Below are 19663 nucleotides of genomic sequence, written 5' to 3'. Positions count from 1 at the left end.
CTGAGCAGCGCAGCCCTCCGGGCTGGACGGCTGTTCCCTGACTTCATGACGTTGGCTGTCCTCGCTCGCGCTCAGTTGACGGCCGGCGGCACATCACGCCGCGGCTGGATGGGCAAGTGTGTCTCTTCGTCCTCAACAAGGTGGTCGGGGCACGAAGCTCCGTCCGCTCGTTCTTTGTCGCCAGGCTTCCCTTGGCTGCCAGGTCCGCGTACGAGTCCGGAGCCACCGCGCGTCATGCCATTGCGTTCGGCTCGGGCAGCAGATTTGCGCTCGGTGGGCACCGCCGTGACACTTTCGGACGCGCCCGTACCGCCACGGGCCTTCGATGCGTTCGAGGCCGACCTGGCAGCAGCATCGGGCGCTCCGAAGACTCCACGCTGCCCCGGCCGACCGGGCACGGACCGGGAGCCGGTCGTTTCCTCGGCTCCGATGACGTTGCCACGAGGAATCCTGGACCCGCCCTTCGCCGAATTGCCTGTGCCGTTGGTGGGCCGTCCGCCCACCACACCATTCGAACGACCGGCGCCGGTGGCCGAACCACCGTTTGCTCGCGGAGTCGCCGCACCACTCGCTCTCGGAGTACCACCCGTGACACCACGACCCATCGGGGACGACTTCGCTCCAGAGGCAGTGCCTTTGGCCAGAGACCGGCCAGTCTCCGTAGCGCGGCCCATCTGACTCGCGGGCCCACGGCCCACCGTCCGTCCCGTGCTCGAGTTCCTTGGGTCTGAAGTGCCGGTTCGCCCCTGCGCGGAGGTCGGGTTCTTGAGCCCGCCCGCCCCACTGATACTCCGGCCCAGGGGGCCGTTGGGCATGGGAGTTCCCAAGCCATTGTCGAAGGCGTTGGTCTGACCACCGCCCGGGGCAGGCGCACCCATGACCGGCGGGTTGTGGACCGTCGCAGGCACGGTGGTGGTTGGCGGCAATGTACCGACGCTATCGATATTCGTGTGCGTGGAGACATCAGGAGGCGTCACATGACCGGTGACGTCTTTGACGGGCGACACGACATCACTTACGACGTGCTTGCCGCTATTGCTCGTAGCCACTGCAAGCGTTTCATGATGACCCGGCACAGTGGCCGTACGAGTCTTTTGGCTGTCTCCTGATTTGGACCCACCAGAGCCGTCCCGCCATGTCGGATCAGGATCAGGTACTCCCACATCCGGCATGGCCGTGAACTCAGGCGCCGCACTGTTCAAAGCCGCCAGCTCGTCCTTGGACACCACGTAGTACGACGACAGCCGATTCATCTGGTTGATCGCCTCTTGACGATCCTTCTCCACACGTACGGCCGCGGTGTACTCGTCCTTGTTCGCGACCTTCTCTGCCGCCGTGAACGTCGCGGGGTGTTTCCGCTCCACTTGCGTATCGCGAGCCGGCATAGCACTGCGCACGGACGCCAGGCCCATGGCGGCGGCGGTGATCTGGTCGCCCGCACCCCCGGCGAAAGTGCTCAGGCTCTGCGTCTGGGTGACGAGTTCACTCCCCCACTTGCGGAACGCGTCGCCCGACTTCCCGGCCCACCGGACCCTGTCGATGTGACCGCTGAGCTCGTCGGCCGCCGCCTTGATCGCATCGCGCGCGTCCCACAGTGCCTTGCCGGAGGACTCCAGGTCCTCCGGGTTCGTCCGCTCCACGAGGTCGACCATCTCGTTGAGCGGGCGGCTCTCGAAGTTCGTACGACGGTCGCTGGACGGCCCGTGCACGGAGTCATGGACGGCCTGGCCCTGCGACGTGCTCTCGACCACCGCGCGGACCGGGTTGTAGACGAGGCCGGCCAGGAGCCCGCTCTCTTTCGGACGCTCCTCGACACCCCGAGCCAGATCGGTGAACTTGTTCTGGCTGGCGACCCTGCTCAGGTCCGCCTTGTGCTGATCGTCAGTCATCGTCACCCACTCATCCCGGAGTTGGCGGTGTTGGTGCGCTCGGGACCCGAGGCGTTGTTGATCCTCGTGATCTCCGTCTGGATCTCCCAGAACCGCCGACGCTGATCCTCTTCCACCCCGTCGAAGGTGCCCCTGGCACCCTGCACGGCGATACCGATCGCCTCGATCTGCAGATGCAGCGTCTTGGACAGGGAGGTGAGCTTGTTGTGGACCGCGTGGTACTCGTCGTACAGGCCGTCCGCCTCGTGGAAGGCGCCACGCCCACCTCTGTGGATCGACCCCGCGCTGACCGTCTGCGCACCCACCCGTTTCGGATTCCCCGCCGACCCCTCGAGATCGCGCAGAACCTTGTCCACCCGGTTCACGAAGTCGGTCAGCGCTTCGCTACTCGCCTCCAGGTCCTTCGCCCTGGTAGCCGACACGCCCCCCACCATGTCTGCCGGAAGCACGACGCTCCTCCCCGTTTCCCCGTACATCCATCGGCCGCGGCCAAGCCGCGCCGATCCCATCCGCTCACCGTACGATCGCAAACCGAGCCGCACCTGACAACGCGTTTACCACTGTAGTCAACCTGTACATGGGCTCCAACCGCGCTGTGTGTTAACTCAGTTACGCAACCGGCCCGGACGCCACAGTTTGCCCGATTCGCCGGTTCGACTCCCACTGGTCACACGGCCCCTGATGGCGTTACCCATCCACCGGCCGCCCAACCGTGACCACGCCCAACCTCCTCGAACACGTCACGGTTCACGATCTTCATCACATTTCCACACGCTACGAACCGCGGGCACCGGCAACTCCCGTACGCCGCTTCCCCCGCGACCGCACCCACAGCCAGTCCGCCGCCACGACGAACCAGACATCACCATCGCGGCGTTCGACAAGTGACAAGCGACGGGCTACGGGCTACGGACGACAGCGCAACCGCGGGGCCGTGGGGCCGGCCCGGCACCCCAGACCTCCCACCCACGACATCGAAAGATCTTTGCGACTACAAAACCTGAGCCTGACAAACCGGTTGCTACGTTGACGCCACCTTTGCCCCGCCGCGAGCACGCTCCTTGGGCAAAGCGCAAACTACGGGGCATAACGGAATACGGCGGCAACGGGGAGGTATCCACGCATGGCGTAGGACGAGTGGGAGCAGTTCAAGGCCCGGGCGGCGGAGCGGCACTCGGCGAAGATGGAGTTGAACCAACTGCCGGCGGACCCGGGCGGGAGCGGCGGCGGGGACAGTCCGCAGGGTGATCTGCGCGTCAGCCAGAAGGACTTGGCCGCGGTCGGCGACGCCGCCTACCGGCTCCACCAGGACTTCACCCACTACAGCACCCACGCACGAACCGCCTCCCGCACCGCGGCCGACGGCCTCAAGAAGCAGGGCTTCGCGCTCGGCGCCGCACTCGACCACGTCGCCGAACGCTGGGCCGAACAGACCCAGTCGCTCCTGGACGCCACCGCGCACATCTCCAACCACCTCGACTACACCAAGGGCGCGCACGCCGGCGACGAGGTCTACATCGCCGACTCCATCAGCGGCATCTCCACCCTCGACGACGGCTTCGACCACCGGAGCGGGCGGAACTGATGGACCTCGACGCGCTCCGTTACGGCACCTTCCAGCAGCTCGGCGAGGCGGTCACCGACTGGCAGCAGATGACCAAGAGCCTCGCCGACCTCAAGAAGGGCGCCGAGGACGACCTCAAGTCCAAGGCGGACAAGGCCGATTGGGCGGGACTCAACGCCACCGTCACCCGCGAGTTCGTGGACAAGACCGCGACCGAGTTCGGTGACGCGCACACTCAGGCCGACTCGATCGCCAGGATCCTCGGCGACACCCACGGCGAACTCGTCGGCTATCAGGCTCAGTTGAATGACGCCATCGACCGCTGCGGCAAGAAGCATGTCACCGTGGTCGACACCGGCGACGGCACCTTCGTCGTCACCCAGAACACCCGCCCCGACTGGGCATCCGACCCCGGCGGCAGGACCGACACCACCAGCCAGCAGGACATCGACTCGCTCCGCACGGAGATCGCGCACATCCTCGGCAAGGCCACCGAGAGCGACAACAGCGCCGCCAAGGTCCTCCAACTCCTCATCGACCAGGCCGAGTACGGCTTCTCCGACGCCGCGTACACGGACCGCGACTCCGCCGCGAAGGCCGTGGCGGCCGCCGACAAGCTGGCCAAGATCCTCGACAAGGACCCGGGCGACGTCAGCAACACCGAACTCGACGAGCTCAACACCACGCTCGCCCAGTACAGGAACGACCCGCTCTTCGCCGAGGAGTTCGCGACCCACGCGGGCGCCAAGAGGACGATGGAGTTCCTCGGGCCTGGTCGACGACGCCCAGTTCGCCGTCAACCCCCGTTCCCGCGAAGGCCTTTCGGCCGCGCGGAAGGAACGGATGAAGCTCGTCGAAGGCTTCGAGAAGCAACTCGGCATGGCACTGGCCACGGCCAGCCACTCCGACAGCGACTCCATGCGGACGTGGAAGACCGACGTCATCGACCTCGGCGGCCAGAACGTCCGCCCGGGCGGCGAGAACCCCGTCTACGGCTTCCAGGCGATGAGCAACCTGATGCGCAACGGGGAGTACCGGACCGACTTCCTCCACGACTACGGCGACCACCTCATCGCCTACGAGAAGTCGCACACCTCGGACGAGTACGGCGGCCTCCAGCGCCGCGTCACCCGCAAGGACGTGCTCTTCTGGGACCACTCGGGCCAGTGGGAGCAGCTCCACTACGGCGACGCCGACGACGCCGGGCGGGACCCGATGACCGGGTTCATGGAGGCGCTGGGCCACAACTCGGACGCTTCGACGCAGTTCTTCAACGAGGGCGACAACTTCGACTACCTGACCGACAAGCGCGAGTGGCCCGAGGACTCCGTGGGCGAACACGCGAAGACCGTCGCGGGGTACGACTCGCTCGGGCACGCGCTGGAGTCCGCGACGACCGGGGCGCCGTACGACGCGCATCCGCCCGCGCTGCACCGCGACGCGGACACGGCCAGGGTCGCCGAGAAGGTGGTCGCGCTGTACGGGCGGGACGCCGAGTACCAGGGACACGACCAAGTCGGCCTCAGCGGTGCGCAGTTGATGCACAAGCAGCAGGGCATCTCGGACAGCCTCGGGAAGATCGGGGCCGCGTACATCGACGACATCGACTGGGCCATGGACCACGACGCCGACAAGTCCCTCTACGCCATGGACAACGGGGGCCGCAGCTCACTCGGCGAGCGTGCGCACTTCGACGCCAAGGGTCTCGGGGTCACCAAGTTCCTGAGCACGCTGGGGCAGGATCCGCTCGCGTACACCGAAGTGGGCCAGGCCCAGCAGGTGTACAGCACCTCCCCGGTCGACGCGCACCCGCCGACGGTCGACGCGCAGGGCCATGTGCACAGCGTCCAGGCCGAGACCGCGGTGCGTACGGGAGCCGAGGTCCAGGGCACGCTCGACAGGGCCCGCGCCGAGCAGATCAAGGCTCATGGGCAGGCCATGGACGAGGCGTACAACAAGGCGATCGACGCCCGCATGGACCGCCAGAAGATGGTCGTCGGCGCGGTCACCGGCGGGATGTTCTCGCTCGTGCCCGAGGCGGAGACCGGTCTCGCCGCCACGGTGATCCCCATCGTCGGCGATCAGACCAGCGAAGTGACGGGCACGCTGATCGAGAAGAACCTGGACGCGTACACCGAGGCGCAGCACAGGGACAATTCCGAGCAGTACCACGCCGAGGGGAACCAGGTCTACGAGCACGGTTTCAAGGCCTCGATGCAGCCGGCGTACACGGTGCTCAACAGGGCCGACCATGATTCCCGTTGGACCAGAGACACGTATCAGACGCTCAGCAACGCGTTGGTCAGCGCACACCAGGACGGCTACAGCAGCGGAAGCCAGCTCCAGGAAGACGTCGGCCAGCTCCCCTCCTCCGAAGGCTGAACCATGACCTTCCCCCTCTCGAAGTCAGCGCTCGCGACGGCGGTCGCCGTCCTCGCGGTCGCGCTCTGCGGCTGCTCGTCGAAGTCGGATCCGAAGCCGACCCCGACGGGTGAATCGAGCTCTTCGAGCAAGAGCCGGGCGGCATCGCAGGTGTGCGGCTCCTTGCTGAACGGCGAGCCGGCGTCCGCGCTGGAGAGGCTCACCGACTCCAAGCACTTCACCGAGTCCTCGCTCACTCTGGACGAGAAGGTCAGGAGCCTCTCCGAGGCGAAGCAGAAACTGCTCGGCAATACCTCCTTCGAACACCGGGGCAAGGAGTTCGACCTCTGCCTGCCGGTCGCCACGGACGACCTCACCGGAGGTCAACTGACCGTCTCCGCCCAGTGGATCAAGCTCAGGGCCGCGGACCACACCTGGAAAAGCACCAACGGCTGGACCGTTTTCGACATCGTGGGCGACGGCGGGAGAGACGCGAGTGCGCCGTACGCGAGCGCGGCGTCCGACACCTCGCTGCTCGACTTCCGCTGCCCCGTGGGTCCAGGACGCGAGAAGAACACGGCGATCTCCGTGGTCATCGCGACGTACAAGCTCGACCGGAACCACGATGCCCAAGCCCCTGAGGACCTCACCCGTATCGCGTACGGGGCCGCCGTCAAGCTCGCCCAGCAGATGAACTGCCTCACGGAGAGCAGACTCCCCGCGGCCTTGGGCGACTTGAAGAAGGTCACCTGAACCCGCGGCGTCTTCCCCGAAACTTCACACCCCGACAATCACCGCATTGCGGACCTGACCAGGACTTTACCCGGGGCGGGTTGCTAGCTTGACCGGAGATCAGGTGTCGAGCACACGGGGGAAGGGTCCGTCCATGGCGTGGGAAGAGTGGGAGCAGCTCAAGGCTCAGGCGGCCGATCGGCAGTCGCCTGCCATGCGGTTGAACCATGTAGACGGTGGCGGCGGGACGTACGGACCCTATGTGCTGCCGAGCGAGTACGGCGATCTCCGGGTCGGGCAGAAGGACCTGGCCAAGATCGGGAGTGCCGCGAACTCCCTCTACAACCAGTTGTGGGACAAGGCCCGCGTCGCCGTGCCCAGCAGTGACTCCGCGGCCGGCGACCTGTCGAAGCAGGGGTTCGCGCTCGGTGCCGGGCTCCAGCATGTGTCGACCCGGTGGGAGGAGCAGCTCAAGTCCCTGATGGACGCGTGCGCGCAGATCTCCAACCACATGCACACCACGACGAAGCTGCACGCCGGTGACGAGGGCTATATCCAGCGGCAGATGAGCAGCATCGACACGCTGGACGCCGGCTTCGACGAACGGGTCGGCCTGCCGGGCGAGAAGAATCCCGTCTATTACGGAGACAAGGACAAGAAGGACGAGAAGGGGTAGTGGCGGCCGGGCGGACAGCGGCTCAGCCGCGCCACCGGACAGCGGCGCCGATTCCGTACCCGCTTCCTCACTTCCTCGCTTCCTCGCTTCTGACCTCCTCGCTTCTCTCGCCTCCTCCAAGGACACACACCCATGCAGCTCGACGCTCTTCGTGACGCGAATTTCAAACTGCTCGACGACGCCGTCACCGACTGGTCGACGCTCGTCGGGCACCTCGAGGAACTCAAGAAGGACGCCGAGGACGGCCTTCACCAGGCTGCCAACAAGGCCGACTGGGCCGGTGTGAACGCCAAGGTGTCCAAGGAGTTCATCGGGAAGACCGCCGGTGAATTCGCCGACGCCCACACCCAGGCCAAGTCGATTCACAACATCCTCAGCGACACCCGGGACGAACTGAAGGGCTACCACGGGCAGTTGGTCGATGCCATCGAGGGCGGCCGCAAGAAGAGCCTCACGGTCATCGGCTACGACGGCGGTTTCACGGTCACCACGAATATTCCCCCGGAGGGCCGCGCCCAGGGGGACAAGGACAACGCGACCGAGATCACCGCGCTCCGGGATCAGCTCCAGGGGATTCTGGACAAGGCGACCGAGAGCGACGACACGGCCCGGACCGTCCTCCAAGCCATCGCGGATCAGAGCCGGTTGGGCTTCACGGATGCCGCCTACGCCAACCGGGACGACGCCGCCGCGGCCGTCAAGGAAGCCGACGAGCTGGCCGAGCTCGCGAAGAAGAACCCCGACGATCTGACGGTCGCGGACTTCGACCGGCTCAACGCCGGGCTCAAGAAGTACGGCAACGACGAACTCTTCGCGGAGCGGTTCGCCACGCGTCTCGGGCCGCAGAAGACCCTGGAGTTCTGGACCGGGATCACGGACGCCAACAGGGGTAACTACGAACTCGGCCACGAGCGGCTCGATCAATTCGACGATCTGCAGCGCAACTTGAGCATGACGCTGGCCCACGCGTCGCAGAGCGACTCGGCGGCGATGGCCGACTGGAAGCGCACGATGATCGACATCGGCGACAAGCCGCTGTACGGCGACCGCGGTGGCCCCATGGGCTTCCAGGTCATGAGCAACCTCATGCGGGCCGGTGACTACGACGACCGGTTCCTGGAGGACTACGGCACCAAGCTCATGGAAACCGAGCGCAAGCTCACCGGCAACGGCGCGCACCGCAACGGGTTCTGGCAGCTCATGGGCGGAGATCCCTGGCTGAACCGCATCGGGGACGACAGCGGCTCCGATCCGCTCACCGGGTACCTCAAGGGCCTCTCCAACAGCCCTGACGCCGCTACCTCGTTCTTCAACCAGGAGTACGTCTCGAAGGACGACCCGGACAACCCCTTCGAGCGGGACTCGGACGACGAGAACGACTACAAGGGCAAGGTCACGCTGTCCAACTTCCAGTACCTGTTCGAGGAAAGGGACTGGCCCCAGGAGGTGGACCTCCACGGCGAGGACATCCACACCGGCCAGAACAACCTGGCCCAGGCGTTGGAGGCGGCCACCACGGGGCATCCGGCCGGCGAGATTCCCAATGCGGACAACACATCGGCCCATACCGCGGCACAGGCCGGTCTGATGAGGGAGATCGTCAACTCCATTGCCGACGACCCCGGTCGGCTGAAGGACCACTCCTACATGTCGGACAGCATCGGCCAGATCGGATCCGAGTACCTTCCCGACATCCACCGGGCGATGGCCGACGGCCCGGAGGTGAGGGACGGAAAATCCGGGTGGAACCTGTTGTTCCCGCTCGCCGGTGAGGACGCGAAGCTGGACCACAGTGCCGTGACCCGATTCCTCGTCACCGTCAGCCAGAATCCCGAGGGCTACAGCGCTCTGAGCGTGGGTGAAAAGGCTTATACGGCCAGCTTGATGGACTACCACCTGAACCCGGACCTTCCCGACGCGCATCGTTACCCGCACGACGCGCAGGACACGATCACGAGCATCTCGCGCAAGTCCGGAGAGTTCAGCGGTCTCCTCGCGCAAGGGCGACAGGAAGCCGTCCTCGGCCCGGCCAACGAGAAGGACGGCGATTTCGACAACGCCGTGAATCAGAAGAAGAACACGATCTCCGGCGTTGTCGGCACCGGAGTCGGCATCGGTACGAGCTTCATCGCCAGCCCCGTGGTCGGTGCCGCGGTCGGCGGCGTCGCGGGAACCGTGACGTCAGTGGTGCTGGAGGACTTCTACAAGGATGAATCCGGGCAATACCGTTCAGAGGTGGGCAGTGACATCGCGACACGTTGGGAGACCGTGAAGGACACGACGACCAGCGTGAACTACCTGGCGGCCAGCGAGGCGGCCAAGGCCCACCACGCCAACTACACGGACAAGATCGACACTTGGGTGAGCGAAGGCACCGCGACCGGCTTCAACGACGCGAACACCGACATTCACGCGATGGCCAAGGACATGGACACCGAGATCCCTGACTGATCCGTGACCGATCCACGACTCCCCCACCCACAGGCAGAATCACCAACGGTATTGGACAACGCGATGCAGGGACTCTCGGGCAGCGGACGACGTCACGCCGCTGTCGCCTTCGGAGCGGCGCTCCTCGTCGTGGCAACGGCTTCTTGCTCTTCGCCGTCCCCCACACGCGAGTACGCCCTACCGAAGGATCTGTGCGGCACCAAGATTTCCAGCGCCACCCTGGAACCCGTACTGCCGCCCGGGAAGAAGATCAGCGCGCAGCCGACATCCGCGGTCGGAGTGCAGCGCTGCCGGCTCCAGGTCGACGGGAAAACGGTGCTCTCCGTCAGCACGGAGAAACGAGCGGCCGACACCTCCGCCAGGGACGTGGCCACGTCCGCGATCGGCGTCGATCCCAATGACTCCAGCGCGGACAACGGGCAGTTGATCTATTCGAAAACCGGCGCCGTAGCGAAGGTGGGGTGCCCCGCTTCCGCGTCGTCGGAGAGCTCGGTGTGGGCGACGGCTCGGGCCACCCATGCCTCAGCCGCGTCGGACATGCGGCGGCTCGTCGAGCAGTACGCGGCCACCGTCGCGAAGACCGCCGTCTGCCAGGACTGACACCCCCACCTGGGCATTGGTCATGGAGTGGTCGGTGTCGAGCAGCCACGCGCCTTCGCCGACCGCTCGGCAAAGATGCGTAGCGCGGATGTCGCCTGGGCGCGCTCCGTACCCGTCGGCCGCCGCCTTGAGCCGCGCCGCGTAGAGGCCGAAGTCCGCCTGCAGGGTGCAGCGGTGGTTGCTCTGGCCGTCGGCAGGCCGTTCAGCACGCCCCCTCCCGCGTCACCACCGTCAGCCGGTACCCGGCGAACGTCAGCGTTCCCTCCCCGCCGGTGATGCCCGGCGGGGTGTAGTCGTGCGCCTTCGAACGGGTGCGGACGATGTGCGTGCAGAACGCCTTGTCCGTGCCGTGGGCCGTGACGGTGAGGTTGGCCTCGGCGGGTGTGTCGGTGGCGGACGGTTCGGCCGAGACGCCGGTCTGCGGGGCGTCGCCGCCGCCGTTCTCCGCGACCTTGTCCTCGATCAGCGACTTGTAGTCGTCGAAGTAGAGAGGCGTGTCCGCCTGGTCGACCTGAAACGTGAAGCCGTCCAGGTCGGACGTCGCGCCGCGCACCGCGCTCGTCAACTCGCCCTCGCTCCACGCCAGGTCGTCCGAGACGCCGAAGCCCTGGAGGGCGGTGTAGACGCCGAAGCCGGCCATCGCGACGAGGACGACGCGGGCCACGGTGAAGGAGGCGTCGGGGACTTCGGGGGCCGACGGGTTGATGCCCTCCCGCCAGGCGCGCACCCGGTCCGCCTTCACACAGGCCATCGCGAGGAGTACGGCGGACAGGACGAGCACGAACACGTTCAGCTTGGTCAACGTGTCCATCGGCCGCCCGCCACAAGGTCGTTGATATTCACTTCCGTCAACTTCCCATCAGACAACGGTTGTTGGAGTTCGCGCCGTCAACTTCCCGTCCCGCCCGTCACCCGTGCCCGCCGTCGCCTCGCGTCCCGTACTGCCACCGCGGTCCCCCCGAGGCCCGCCACCACGACCAGCCCGCCGACGACCACATACGTGCCCAGCCGCAGGTCCCGTTCGTCCGCCGTCTCGCCGAAGTGGAGCGGGGTGACCGAGGGCGCCTCGCCCTTGGCCACGCCGCCCTCGGGCTCGGGGGTCTCCACGGGGTGCTCGGGGTCCACGTCCGTCAGGGCCTTGACCGGGTCGACGACGCCCCAGCCGACGAGGCGGTCGTGGCCGGAGATGGAGCGCTCCGCGGTCTGTTCGATCTGGGCGACGATCTGCTGGGCCGACCACTTGGGGTACTTGGCCTTCAACAGGGCCGCCACGCCCGCGACATAGGGCGCCGAGAAGCTCGTACCGTTGTCGGAGCAGTGGCCGTCGCCAGGGACCGTGGAGATCATGTCGACGCCGGGGGCGGCCACGCCGACGAACTCGCCGGACTGGGAGAAGGAGGCGCGTTCGTTGTTGCGGTCGGAGGCCGCCACGGCAAGGACGCCCTTGTAGGAGGCCGGGTAGGTGATCTGGACGGTGCCGCCGAGGCCGTCGTTGCCGGCCGAGGCGACGACCACGACGCCCCGTTCCAGTGCGCGGTCCACGGCCGCTTCGAGCTTGTCGTCGGGGGCTACGGCGTTCGCCGTGTCCTGGGAGATGTTGATGACGCCGGCGCCCTTCCTGACGGCGTCGTCGATCGCCGTCGCCAGGGTCGCGGCCGTGCCGTCGCCCTCCGCGTCGTTCTGCTTGATCGGGATGATCGTCGCGTCGGGGGCCAGGCCCACGAAGCCCGTTCCCTTGGCGGGGCGCGCCGCGATGATGCCGGCCACGCGCGTGCCGTGGCCGACGGTGTCGGTGGTGCCCTGCTTGTTGCCGCGGTCGATGCTCTCGCCCTTGGCGTTCTTGGTCGGCAGCAGGTTCTCCCCCGCCGACGCGTCGACCGCCTGCTTCAACTGCGGGTTCTTGACGTCGACACCGGTGTCGATGACGGCCACCTTGACGCCCTTGCCGGTGGACTGGGCCCACAGTTCGTCCAGGTTGACGCGTTGCAGCGCCCAGGGGCGGCCCGTGTACGGCTTCGACGGGAACGTGCACTGGCCGTCGTCCGCCCACGCCGGGGTCACCGACAACGGCGACACCAACAGCGGTACGGCCACCATCGAGGTCGCCGCGGTGACCCTCAACGTCCGCGAGATCAGCATGAGTCGAACCCTTCCCAACCCTTCCCCCGTCGCGCCTACGAACCCTGCGGCTGCCGTGCCGCCGCCTCCGACAGGCGCGGGCCCGTCGGCAGGAACGTCGACCACTCCGCGGGGACGGGGGCCGGGGTGACCTTCTCGTAGCCGAGGCGGGTCTGGGCGATCTTGGCCTCGTTCAGTTCTTCCTTGCGCTGCTTGGCCGTCGTACCGATGCCGCTGTCGTCGGTGGCGCTGTCGCTGTTGGACTGCAGGGCGTACCGCAGGCCCGTGTCGGTGACCAGGAAGACCGGGCCCGCGTCGGCCTCGGTGCCCATGACCTGGCGGTAGAGCTGACCGGAGCCGGCGGTGACGTACGCGCTGGAGGAGCCGGTGGGGAGGGGGGCGGGGAAGTCCGTGCCCACCCAGGTGGACAGGGTCGTCCGGTTGCTCTTGCCGACCGAACGCAGCACATTGCAGACCGTGCTGCGGCCGCCGGTGGTGCCGGCGCCGTCGTTGACCGTCTTCGGTGTGTACGTCGGCCAGTCCTTGTCGGCCTCGAAGGTCGTGCTGTCGGTGACCGCGCCGGGGCTGACCGGCTGTGCCTCGCCCGTCTGTCCGGCCGGGAGGAGGTCCCTGCTGTTGAGCAGCAGCGTGGCGACGAACTCCGAGATGCCGGCCACCTCGCCGGGCAGCACCACGTAGTACTTCCGCGCCTGGCCGTCGTTGGCGCTGATGACCTCGCCGACCTTGTCGTACTTCCGCACTTCCGGTGCGGTGAGGGCGTTCGCCTCCGCGCCCGGGATGCCGGTGATCTCCGGGATCTCGATCGGGTCGCCCTTGTGGAGGGTGTCGAGCCACTCCTGGGAGACGCGCTGTGGGGCGCGGCTCTGGGTGTCGAGGGCCTTGAGCAGTTGCTTGTCGGAGGGGTCGGCCAGCGGGTAGGCGGTGCCCTTGGCGTCGACGACGTACTGGTGCTTGCCGTCCGGGCCGACGACATACATGAGGTCGCCGCCGGTGAGCTTGCCGCTCCCGTCGGTCCTGGACCAGTCCTTCTTGGCAAGGACGAACGCCGCCTTCTGGATGGACCGGCCGCCGGCGGAGGGGCTCTCGCAGACCGCCCAGCGCTTCGCCGCCTCGGCCTCGTCGTCGGAGGGCAGGCGGTCGGGGGCGTACGGGATGCCGATGGTCGCGCCGTGCGGGGGCTTGCCGCTGTCGAGGACGTCCTCGGCGACGGTGATGACGGTGTCCTTGCCGGGGTCCAGGAGGAGCTTGGCGGAGGCCATGTTGAGCACCGGGTGGAGCTGGGCCTCGTTGTCGGTCTTCAACACCACATACCGCGTGGTCGACTTGCTCGCCACGATGACGTGCTCGTTGGGGGTGGCCCAGCCCTTCGGGGCCGTCGGCTTGAACATGCCGATGCCGCCGAACACCGCGAGGATCACCACGCCGACGACGAGGCCGGGCACCAGCGCGCCCAGCGGTTTCGGAGCACCTTCGTCCGAGCCCGACGGCGACGGCTGCAGGAAGGACGCCAGCGTGCGGCGCTTCGCGAAGGTGTAGGCGTTGAGTTCGTCGCGCCGTGATGCCATCTGTGTCCGCTCTCTCCCCGTGCGGAGCCGTGGAGGACCTGTGGAGATACGTCCACTGCCCCCGATTGCCTCTGATACCTCTGGTGTCAGACCCGCCCCCTACTATGCCTGTTGCGTGGGTGTGCTTGTGTCACGGGTAGGGTGCTCTGGCCTTGCGGGGACCGGAGCGCAGGGAAGTTCGGGAGAGTTCGGGGGGTTTGGAGTGATGGCTTCCGCAACGCGGAACCGGTCGCGATCGCAATCGGGATCCGGATCGACGTCCGGGTCGGCATCCGGATCGGGATCGGCTTCCGGTTCCTTTTCGCCGCATCTGAAGTCGCGCTCGGGGCGCGGGGGTTCGTTCACGACCCAGCGGCTGGTGCTGCTGGAGCTCGCCGCCGCGCTCGTGGTGTCCGGCTGGCTCGTCGGTCCGATGGCGCTGGTGCCCGCGATCGCGCTCGCCGCGCTGCTCGTCGTCCTCGCTGTCGTACGACGCCGGGGGCGCTCCCTGCCCGAGTGGCTCGGCACGCTGCTCGCACTGCGCGCCCGGAACCGGCGGGCCGCGAGCACTCCGGTGCCGCCGGGGACCGACGCGGGTCTCGCGCCCGCCGTGGAGTGCGACCCGAATCTGCGGACGTACAGCTACCACCGCGGTGACGACCGCGACCAGCGGCCGGTCGGGATGGTCGGCGACGGCGACTTCCTCACGGCGGTGCTCCAAGTGGAGTCGGACGCGGGCGCGTTGCGTGCCGAGCGCGGACGCAGACCGCTGCCGGTGGGCCTGGTCCGGGACACCCTCGACGTCGACGGGATCCGTCTCGAATCGGCGCAGATCGTGGTGCACACACAGCCCGCGCCCGCGCTGCATCTGCCGCAGCAGTCGGTCGTGGTGAGCAACTACGCGCCGCTGCAGGCCCAGACGGGCTCTCCCGCCGTCCGTATCACCTGGATCGCGCTGAAGCTCGACCCCGAGCTGTGCCCCGAGGCGGTGGCCGCGCGCGGCGGCGGGCTGATCGGCGCGCAGAAGTGCCTGGCGCGGTCGGCGGAGCATCTGTCGAGCCGGTTGTCCGGTGCCGGGCTGCGGGCCAACGTGCTCTCGGAGGAGGAGCTGACGGCCGCGATCGCCACCTCCGCGTGCGCCAACCCGATGGTGACCGCGCAGGCCGGGCGGAGCGAGGCACCGCAGCGGCGGACCGAGGAGTCCAGCCGCAGTTGGCGCTGCGACAACCGCCGGCACACCACCTACTGGGTGCGCCGCTGGCCCCAACTGGGCGACTCCGGCGCCTCGTTGGCGCAACTGGTGGCCGGGCTGACCGCGGTCCCCGCGCTGGCGACGACGTTCAGTCTGACGCTGGCCCGGGGCGAGCGGCAGGACGTGGCGCTCACCGGGCACCTGCGCATCACCGGCCGCAGCAATCAGGAACTGACCGACGCGCGGCGCGAGTTGGAGCAGGCCGCCCGGCAGGCGCGGACCGGCCTGGCCCGCCTGGACCGTGAACAACTCCCCGGCGTTCTCGCCACGTTGCCCCTCGGAGGTGCCCGCTGATGACCATGACACCCACCGAACCCCGGGCCACCGGCATCACGTCCCGGGTGCGCTCCGGCTTCGGCCTGCTCGGCCCGCGCCACCCCCGGCACACGCTGCCCGTCGACCAGGTCGAAGCGCTGTCGCTGCCCATCGGGGACGACGGCGTGGTGGTCGGCATCGACCCCGAGGGCCGGCCCGCCGTGCTCGGCGTCAACCGCCCCACGCCGTACGACATCCTGCTGATCAGCGGCCTCTGGACGGCCCAGGTGCTGGCGCTGCGCGCGGCGGCCACGGGAGCGCGGGTCGCCGTCGAGACGGGACGGCCGCAGGCCTGGATGCAGATGGTGCACGCGATGGGCGGCGGACAGAACGGCCTCGCGGTGTACGAGGTCGGCCGCGTCCCCCCGCAGGGCGCCTCCGCCGGTACGCCGGTCCTGGTGGTGCGGGACTGCGGGATGCGGCCGCCGCGCGGGCGGGTGACGTCGGCGCCCTGGCAGTCCGTGCTCACGCTGCTGCCGTATCTCAGCCCGGTCGCACCGCGGTTGATGCGGCAGGCGCGGCTGGTGGGTGTGCAGCGGGTGTCGCCGGACGAGGCGGCGGAGATCGGCCGCGTGATCGGCCTGCCGCGCACCGAACTCGACGCACTGCCCACCTTGCCGGACGGCGTCACGCTGTGGTGCACGGATCGGGACCGGCAGTACGTGATGACCCAGCCGACGGAGGCGGAGGTCGGTCTGCTGGGCATGGCCCGCCGTATGGACTGACGGGCGGACCGAAATACCGACCGGAGTGCCGATCGGAATACCGACCGGAGTGCCGACGGCAGGGCTGAGCGGACAGAACAAGATACCCGGGCTGTCCCATTTGGCCGTTTTCCAGGAGGATTTGATCCGCTATCGCCGGTCTCGGTCACGCGGGCGCACACGAAGGGGTGGGCGGGCCTGCCGAGTCCACGGTTTTGGTGATTAGGCTGGGACTGGGCACGTCACGAGTATCCGCGAGCGGGTGGTGCGTGGCCCAGGGGCCCCAGGGGGGACAACCCGGCGCATCGGACGGTGCGAACCGTCGCCCCGGCACGGCATGAGGGTGCTCGACCACACCAGGAGGAATTGTGAGCAGCGATCGGGACGGGATCCGCGGGGGCTGGGCCACGCCCGGCGATGACCAGCCCGACGACGAGTCCGCCATCGAGATGACGGGCGAGTTCACGATCGACTACGCGCCGCCGGCCTGGTACACGCAGAACTCCTCGGGCCCGACCGGTGCGACCGGCGCGTCCGCACAGACCCCGCCGACCTCGACCCCGGCGGCCGGTACGCCCACACCGCCCCCGATCGGCCTTCCGTTCGCGGTGCCGGCACCGCCTGAGAGCGCCGGTTTCCAGTCCAACTGGGCTCCCGCGCTCCCCGACGAGGAGGACGACGAGGACGCGGAGAGCGGCGACCTCGTGAGCGGCGCGACCATGCGGATCTCCGCCGCCGCGCTGAAGCGGGAGATCACCGAGCAGGGTGCGGTGCCGGACGCGGCACCGGTCCCGGCGGAAACCCCGGCCGCTCCGGAGCCGACACCGGCCGAGGGCCTCGGCGCAGGTGCCGAAGGCGCGGAATCGGGCACCGGGGAGCAGCAGTTGGAGGGCGAGGCGGCCGGTGAAGCGGTTCCGGCCGACGGTGACACCGACGGCACTGACGGCGCCGAGGTGAGCGCTCAGGAGGAGAACAGCGCGGAGCCCCCCGCCGAAGAGAGCGGTGCCGAAGCCTCCGCGTCGACGCCAGACCCTGAAGCCGCCCCCGCCGCCACCGCCGATTCGTCCGACGCCCCGGACGACGAGTCGAACAACGCCGCCGCTACGACGCCCACGTCCACGCCGGAGGCCGACTCCCCCGCCGACTCCCCCCAGGGAGCCACTCCGGCCACGGGTGCCGCCGTTGACGTACCGGACCTTCCGCCGGCCTGGAGTCGCCCGCCGACCCCGCAGACCGGGGTCCCGCCGCTGCCGCCCTCCTACCAGCCCGCCGCCCCGGCCCCGGCCGACCAGTGGCCCGCGCAGCCTCAGCCCCAGGGCCAGCCCCAAGTCCAGCCGCAGCCCGCGCCGTTGAACGCCATGGCGCCCCCGCACCCCGTACCGCAACAGCCGGCCCAGCCGCCGTTGCCGCCCCAGCAGCAACCCCCGTTCCAGCCGCAGGCACCACAACCCGCCCCGGCCGCCTGGAACGCACCGCCGGCAGCACCCCCGCAGGACGGCTACGGCTTCCCGCCGCCCTCGGCACAGCAGGGCCAGCCGGCCCCGAACTATCCGGACCAGCAAGGCGGTTACGGCTTCCCCCCGGCCCCCGCACAACAGGGCCAGCCCAACCCCGCCGCCCCGAACCAGCAAGGCGGCTACGGCTTCCCCATCCCGCCCGCACAACAGGGCCGGCCCGCCCCCAACACACCGGACCAGCAAGGCGGTTACGGCTTCCCGCAGCCTCCTGCACAACAGGCCCCGCCCAACCAGCAGGGCGGCTACGGCTTCCCCCGTGTCTCCGGTCTTGAAGCAGGCCCCGCGGGCAATCCGCCGGTCCCCCCGCAAGGCGAACCCGGCGTCGCGCCGTACCCCCAGCCCGGCACCCCCCAGGGCCACCCCGACCTGCCTCCGCAGGCTCCCCAGCCCCAGCCGCAGGCGCAGCCGCACCCCCAGTCCCAGGCCCAGCCTCCAGCTCAGCCGCCGGCCCATCCCCCGGTCGACCCCCGCACCGGCGCCGCCTGGCCGCAGCCCATGCAGCACGACCAGCGGCAGCCGACCAACCCCGCTGCCGCGCCGCTGGGTTACACCGCCGCCGTGGAGCTGTCGTCCGACCGGCTGCTCAACAACAAGAAGCAGAAGGCGAAGAGCGGTCGTCCCGGTGCCGCGTCCTCCCGTTTCAAGCTCGGCGGCAAGAAGGAAGAGGCCGAGCGGCAGCGGAAGTTGGAGCTGATCCGTACGCCGGTGCTGTCCTGCTACCGGATCGCGGTCATCAGTCTCAAGGGCGGTGTCGGCAAGACCACGACCACCACCGCGCTCGGCTCCACCCTGGCCACCGAGCGTCAGGACAAGATCCTCGCGATCGACGCCAACCCGGACGCCGGCACGCTCGGCCGTCGCGTGCGCCGCGAGACCGGCGCGACCATCCGCGACCTGGTCCAGGCGATCCCGTACCTCAACTCGTACATGGACATCCGCCGGTTCACCTCCCAGGCGGCCTCCGGCCTGGAGATCATCGCCAACGACGTCGACCCGGCCGTCTCCACCACGTTCAACGACGAGGACTACCGGCGCGCGCTCGACGTCCTGGGCAAGCAGTACCCGATCATCCTCACCGACTCCGGTACCGGTCTGCTCTACAGCGCCATGCGCGGTGTGCTCGACCTCGCCGACCAGCTCATCATCATCTCGACGCCGTCCGTGGACGGTGCGAGCAGTGCGAGTACGACGCTGGACTGGCTGTCGGCGCACGGGTACGCGGACCTCGTCTCGCGCTCGCTCACCGTCATCTCGGGTGTGCGCGAGACCGGCAAGACGATCAAGGTGGAGGACATCGTCAGCCACTTCGAGACCCGCTGCCGCGGTGTCGTGGTCGTGCCGTTCGACGAGCATCTCGCCGCCGGTGCGGAGGTCGACCTCGACATGATGCGGCCGAAGGTCCGGGAGTCGTACTTCAACCTGGCCGCCCTGGTCGCCGAGGACTTCGTGCGCCACCAGCAGATGCACGGCCTGTGGACGAGCGACGGCAACCCCCCGCCGGTGCTGGCCCCGCCGATGCCGGGCCAGCAGGGATACCCGGGCCCGCAGGGCTACCCCGGGCAGCAGGGTTATCCCGGGCAGCAGGGTTATCCGGCACAGCAGCAGCCGTACCCGGGCCAGCCCGCTCCGGGCCGGCAGGGTCCGCCCCAGCCCGGCCCCTACCCGCCGCAGCAGCCAGGCCAGCCGGGCCAGCAGTTGTACGGCCAGCAGCCCTACCCTCCCCAGCAGGGACAGGCCCAGCCCCCGGCCCAGCAGCCCGCGCCGCCGTACCCCCAGCACCCGGGGCAGCAGGCCCAGCCGTACCCGCAGCACCCCGGTTACGCCCCGCCGCCGGACGGCACCCCGCCTCCGCCGTCCGCACCCCCACAGCAGTAGCGCCACCTCGAACGCCGAAGGGCGGCCGGTGCCCACAAGCACCG

The 19663-nt window shown here is 68.9% G+C and carries 15 protein-coding genes; 9 read left to right on the top strand and 6 right to left on the bottom strand.

Annotation, left to right across the window (positions count from 1 at the left end; all coding sequences use genetic code 11):
- Window positions 1-71 precede the first annotated feature (71 nt).
- On the bottom strand, window positions 72-1889 hold the full coding sequence (locus OG223_RS38155) for a WXG100 family type VII secretion target (RefSeq protein WP_329258842.1): 1818 nt from the start codon (window positions 1887-1889) through the stop codon (window positions 72-74).
- 2 nt (window positions 1890-1891) lie between these two features.
- Window positions 1892-2311, bottom strand: coding sequence for a hypothetical protein (locus OG223_RS38150; protein WP_329258839.1), 420 nt, complete (start codon window positions 2309-2311; stop codon window positions 1892-1894).
- 761 nt (window positions 2312-3072) lie between these two features.
- Between OG223_RS38150 and OG223_RS38145 the strand changes: the two genes are divergently transcribed.
- Window positions 3073-3474 carry a hypothetical protein gene (locus OG223_RS38145; RefSeq protein WP_329258837.1) on the top strand — a complete coding sequence of 134 codons (402 nt, stop codon included), beginning with the start codon at window positions 3073-3075 and terminating at the stop codon, window positions 3472-3474.
- On the opposite strand, the gene OG223_RS38140 is transcribed toward OG223_RS38145, so the two are convergent.
- Complete coding sequence (locus OG223_RS38140) at window positions 3402-4253, bottom strand: hypothetical protein (RefSeq protein WP_329258834.1); 852 nt, start codon at window positions 4251-4253, stop codon at window positions 3402-3404. The genes OG223_RS38145 and OG223_RS38140 overlap by 73 nt on opposite strands.
- Window positions 4254-4296: 43 nt before the next feature.
- Here OG223_RS38140 and OG223_RS38135 point away from each other — a divergent pair, with 43 nt between their 5' ends.
- The 5 genes from OG223_RS38135 (at window position 4297) to OG223_RS38115 (ending at window position 10273) form a co-directional block, all read left to right on the top strand.
- A complete protein-coding gene (locus OG223_RS38135; protein ID WP_329258832.1) occupies window positions 4297-5835 on the top strand; it encodes a hypothetical protein in 1539 nt (512 codons plus the stop codon).
- 3 nt (window positions 5836-5838) lie between these two features.
- On the top strand, window positions 5839-6567 hold the full coding sequence (locus OG223_RS38130) for a hypothetical protein (RefSeq protein WP_329258829.1): 729 nt from the start codon (window positions 5839-5841) through the stop codon (window positions 6565-6567).
- A 133-nt stretch (window positions 6568-6700) separates the two neighbouring features.
- Window positions 6701-7222 (top strand): hypothetical protein, encoded by a 522-nt coding sequence (locus OG223_RS38125; protein ID WP_329258826.1) that lies wholly within the window; start codon window positions 6701-6703, stop codon window positions 7220-7222.
- 132 nt (window positions 7223-7354) lie between these two features.
- Window positions 7355-9673, top strand: a complete 2319-nt coding sequence (locus tag OG223_RS38120; protein WP_329258823.1) for a hypothetical protein — start codon at window positions 7355-7357, stop codon at window positions 9671-9673.
- Window positions 9674-9736: 63 nt separating this feature from the next.
- On the top strand, window positions 9737-10273 hold the full coding sequence (locus OG223_RS38115) for a hypothetical protein (protein WP_329258821.1): 537 nt from the start codon (window positions 9737-9739) through the stop codon (window positions 10271-10273).
- Window positions 10274-10475: 202 nt separating this feature from the next.
- Here the strand turns inward: OG223_RS38115 and OG223_RS38110 are convergent, their stop codons facing one another.
- From OG223_RS38110 to eccB, 3 genes are all read right to left on the bottom strand, one after another.
- Window positions 10476-11084, bottom strand: coding sequence for a hypothetical protein (locus OG223_RS38110; protein ID WP_329258819.1), 609 nt, complete (start codon window positions 11082-11084; stop codon window positions 10476-10478).
- Window positions 11085-11161: 77 nt separating this feature from the next.
- Complete coding sequence (gene mycP / locus OG223_RS38105) at window positions 11162-12412, bottom strand: type VII secretion-associated serine protease mycosin (protein ID WP_329258817.1); 1251 nt, start codon at window positions 12410-12412, stop codon at window positions 11162-11164.
- A gap of 35 nt (window positions 12413-12447) precedes the next feature.
- Complete coding sequence (gene eccB, locus OG223_RS38100; protein ID WP_329258815.1) at window positions 12448-13977, bottom strand: type VII secretion protein EccB; 1530 nt, start codon at window positions 13975-13977, stop codon at window positions 12448-12450.
- 205 nt (window positions 13978-14182) lie between these two features.
- Between eccB and eccE the strand changes: the two genes are divergently transcribed.
- From eccE to OG223_RS38085, 3 genes are all read left to right on the top strand, one after another.
- The gene (gene eccE / locus OG223_RS38095) at window positions 14183-15502 is read left to right on the top strand and encodes a type VII secretion protein EccE (protein WP_329258812.1); all 1320 of its coding nucleotides are present in this window, start codon (window positions 14183-14185) and stop codon (window positions 15500-15502) included.
- Complete coding sequence (locus OG223_RS38090) at window positions 15502-16248, top strand: hypothetical protein (RefSeq protein ID WP_329258808.1); 747 nt, start codon at window positions 15502-15504, stop codon at window positions 16246-16248. Before eccE ends, OG223_RS38090 begins: the two co-directional genes overlap by 1 nt.
- A 347-nt stretch (window positions 16249-16595) precedes the next feature.
- Window positions 16596-19619, top strand: a complete 3024-nt coding sequence (locus OG223_RS38085) for an SCO5717 family growth-regulating ATPase (protein ID WP_329258804.1) — start codon at window positions 16596-16598, stop codon at window positions 19617-19619.
- Window positions 19620-19663 lie beyond the last annotated feature (44 nt).

It is taken from the genome of Streptomyces sp. NBC_01478 (assembly GCF_036227225.1).
GTDB lineage: Bacteria > Actinomycetota > Actinomycetes > Streptomycetales > Streptomycetaceae > Streptomyces.
This window is presented reverse-complemented; position numbering and strand designations above follow the sequence as displayed.